Origin of the sequence: Metapseudomonas resinovorans (assembly GCF_002003485.1) — a bacterium.
GTDB lineage: Bacteria > Pseudomonadota > Gammaproteobacteria > Pseudomonadales > Pseudomonadaceae > Metapseudomonas > Metapseudomonas resinovorans_D.
In genome coordinates this window covers 1-419 of the sequence record NZ_BDMA01000104.1, presented here as the reverse complement: position 1 = coordinate 419, position 419 = coordinate 1, and the positions used below count along the sequence as shown (strand labels likewise).

Annotated in this window: 1 protein-coding gene; it reads left to right on the top strand. The window is 64.0% G+C overall.

The window, feature by feature from the left end; genetic code table 11:
* The coding region (locus MnOB_RS28385) for a transposase (protein ID WP_199824616.1) at positions 1-419 on the top strand (419 nt) is incomplete at both ends.

Here is a 419-nt window from a genome sequence, read left to right as displayed (position 1 = left end):
CCTCGCCTGCCACGAGGCTGGCATCACCGCCTTTGTACCCAAGGCCAAGACCTCGGCCGCCGCCGCAGCGGGTCGCTTTGGTCGCGATGATTTCATCTACGACGCGGCCCACAACGAGTACCGCTGCCCAGCCGGAGAACGCCTGATCTGGCGTTATGCGACGGTTGAGAAAGGCCTGAAGCTGCACCGTTACTGGAGTTCGCATTGCCAAGGTTGTGCGTTGAAAGAGCAGTGCACACCGAGCGCACAGCGGCGGGTGAGCCGCTGGGAACATGAGGCGGTGCTCGACGCGATGCAGTCCCGCCTGGATCAGGCACCGGAGATGATGCGCATCCGCCGCCAGACGGTGGAGCACCCGTTCGGCACATTGAAGGCCTGGATGGGCGCCACTCATTTCCTCACCAAGACGCTCGACCGGG